At 68.7% G+C, this 2,641-nt stretch carries 2 protein-coding genes; one reads left to right on the plus strand and one right to left on the minus strand.

Translation table 11 applies throughout. The features are described 5' to 3' along the window. Positions 1-254 precede the first annotated feature (254 nt). Complete coding sequence (locus tag O3656_RS10160) at positions 255-1,559, minus strand: M18 family aminopeptidase (RefSeq protein WP_500063950.1); 1,305 nt, start codon at positions 1,557-1,559, stop codon at positions 255-257. 46 nt (positions 1,560-1,605) lie between these two features. On the opposite strand from O3656_RS10160, the gene O3656_RS10165 reads away from it, so the two are divergent. Further along, complete coding sequence (locus O3656_RS10165) at positions 1,606-2,445, plus strand: aldo/keto reductase (RefSeq protein ID WP_500063952.1); 840 nt, start codon at positions 1,606-1,608, stop codon at positions 2,443-2,445. Positions 2,446-2,641 lie beyond the last annotated feature (196 nt).

Raw genomic sequence — 2,641 nt, forward strand, 5'->3', positions numbered from 1 at the left:
GACGAGGCCGGGGTATCTTCATGCGCTTAGGCACCCTGCTGCGGGTGCCGCGCGCACGGCTTCGCCCGTGGGGCTCGCCGCGCGCGGGCGATCCGGGCGCTCAGGCTCCGCTGGGGCTTGCCGCGCGCACGGCTTCACCCTTCGGGCTTGCCGCGCGCGGGCGATCCGGGCGCTCAGGCTCCGCTGGGGCTTGCCGCGCGCACGGCTTCACCCTTCGGGCTTGCCGCGCGCGGGCGATCCGGGCGCTCAGGCGCTCACGCGCCGCGCCAGTACGCCTCCAGCACCTGGGAGAGCGTGAGGAGATCATCCACGTGGCTCATCTCGCGCGCCGAGTGCATCGACAGCAGACCCACGCCCACGTCCACCGTCAGGATCCCCAGACGAGTCGCCGTGATCGGGCCGATCGTCGTGCCGCACGGCATCGCGTTGTTACCCACGAAGCTCTGCGACACCGCGCCCGCCGCCGCGCACGCGCGATTCCACAGGGCAATGCCCTCGCCGTCCGTCGCGTAACGCTGCTTCGAATTGATCTTCAGGATCGGGCCGCGACCCATCACCGGACGGTTATCCGGATCGTGGTGACCCGCGTAGTTCGGGTGCACCGAGTGCGCCGCGTCCGCGCTCACGCACGACGAGGCCGCGAGCATCCGCTCAAAGCCATCCTCATCGCGACCCAGCGCCGTCGCCGTGCGACGCAGCACCGTCTCCAGGATCGGGCCAGCCGCGCCCGTGCGAGATCCCGAGCCCACCTCCTCGTGGTCGAAGCACATGAACACCGTGATGTCGCCGCTCTCCGGAGTCCCCTGCGCCGCGAGACGCTCCAGAGCCACCAGGCCCGGATGTACGCTCGACAGGTTGTCCTGGCGCGAGGCCGCGATGAACTGGCCCTTGTCGCCGAAGAAACCAGGCCCCTGGCTGGGGGTGAGAATCAGATCGAACGCCGCGACCTGCGACGCGTCGTCCAGGCCCGCCGTGCGCGCCACGTACTCCAGCACCTTGCCGTACGGGTTATCCACCGTCCACACCGGGTGCAGGTGCTTCTGCGGATCCAGCTTCAAACCAACCGGATTCACCTCGCGATCCAGGTGGATCGCCAACTGCGGGATACGTGCAATCGGACCCGTACGCGCCAGGACGACCTCGCCATTCGCCAGGATCAGACGACCCGCCAGCGTCAGCTCGCGGTCCAGCCACGAGTTCCACATCATGCCGCCGTACACCTCGACGTCAATCTGGCCCCAGCCATCCGGCGTCGTCGACTGCACCGACGGCTTCACCGACAGCGCCGGCGAATCCGTGTGCGCGCCCACGATACGGAAACCCGCATCGTCGGTGACCTTCTCGGGCACGAACCACGCGGCCACCGCGCCCCCGCGCACCATCACGTGACCGCCCGAGGACGCGTCCCAGGTGCCCTTCTCGTCGACGAGCGTGAAGCCGGCGTCCACCAGGCGCTGCGCCACGACCTCGGCCGCGTGATAGGGAGTCGGAGAATCAAGAAGGAAATGCTGATAGTCCACCGCGTTCGCGTGGACCTCGTCCAATTCAAGCTGTGCCATGCCTCAATGGTAGAACTCCAAGCGAGGCCCGGCCTACGATTGACACATGAGTGATATCCCCGCATACACCCTGAACGACGGCCTGGATATTCCCGCGATCGCGCTGGGGACCTACAACCTGCGCGGTACCTCAGGCGTGTCGGCGATGGTTTCCGGCGTCGACGCCGGATACCGCATGCTGGACAGCGCCTTCAACTACGAAAACGAAGGCGCCCTTGGTGCCGCCGTCCGTCGCTGCGGCGTTCCCCGCGAGGACCTGCGCCTCGTCTCCAAGCTCCCCGGACGCCACCAGCGCTACGACGAGGCCGTCTACACCGTCGAGGAATCCCTCATGCGCGCCGGCCTCGACTACTGGGACATGTACCTGATCCACTGGCCCAACCCCAAGCGCGGCCTGTACGTCGAGGCCTTCCAAGCCCTGCTGGATGCGCGCGACCGTGGCCTCATCCGTTCCGTCGGCGTCTGCAACTTCTTGCCCGAACACCTCGACCGCGTGCACGCCGAGACCGGCGAGTACCCGAGCGTCAACCAGATCGAGCTGCACCCCTACTTCCCGCAGGCCGCCGCGCTCGAGTACCACGCGAGCATCGGCGTGCTCACCGAATCGTGGAGCCCGCTGGGCCGCAAGTGGCGCATCGTCGAAGACCCCGCGATCGTCGCCCTGGCCTCCGAGGTCGGCGTGTCCCCATCGCGCCTCATCCTGCGTTGGCACTACCAGCTCGGCGCCCTGCCCCTGCCCAAGTCCGGCAACCCCGAGCGCCAGCGCGAGAACCTCGACATCTTCTCGTTCTCGCTGTCGCCTGAGCAGATGGCGGCCATCAGCGCGCTCGGGCGCCCCGATGGCCGCCAGGCCGACCAGAACCCGGAGTACTACGAGGAGTTCTAACTTTTCCGGCGGGGGCTTGTGGCACCGCCTGATTTCCGGCGGTGCTCGTTGCCCCGCCAGATCCCCGGCCGCCGCGTGGCCTGCCTTGATGGGCCTGGCCGCTGTGTGTGCCGGTGGGCGGCGGCCCGCCCGCGAGGCTAGGCGACCTCACTTCGTTCGGCGCCGCGCCTCGAAGCCCGGCCAGGCCCCGCCGCCG

Origin of the sequence: Pauljensenia sp. 27098_8_83 (assembly GCF_041432695.1) — a bacterium.
In the GTDB taxonomy this organism is placed as follows: domain Bacteria; phylum Actinomycetota; class Actinomycetes; order Actinomycetales; family Actinomycetaceae; genus Pauljensenia.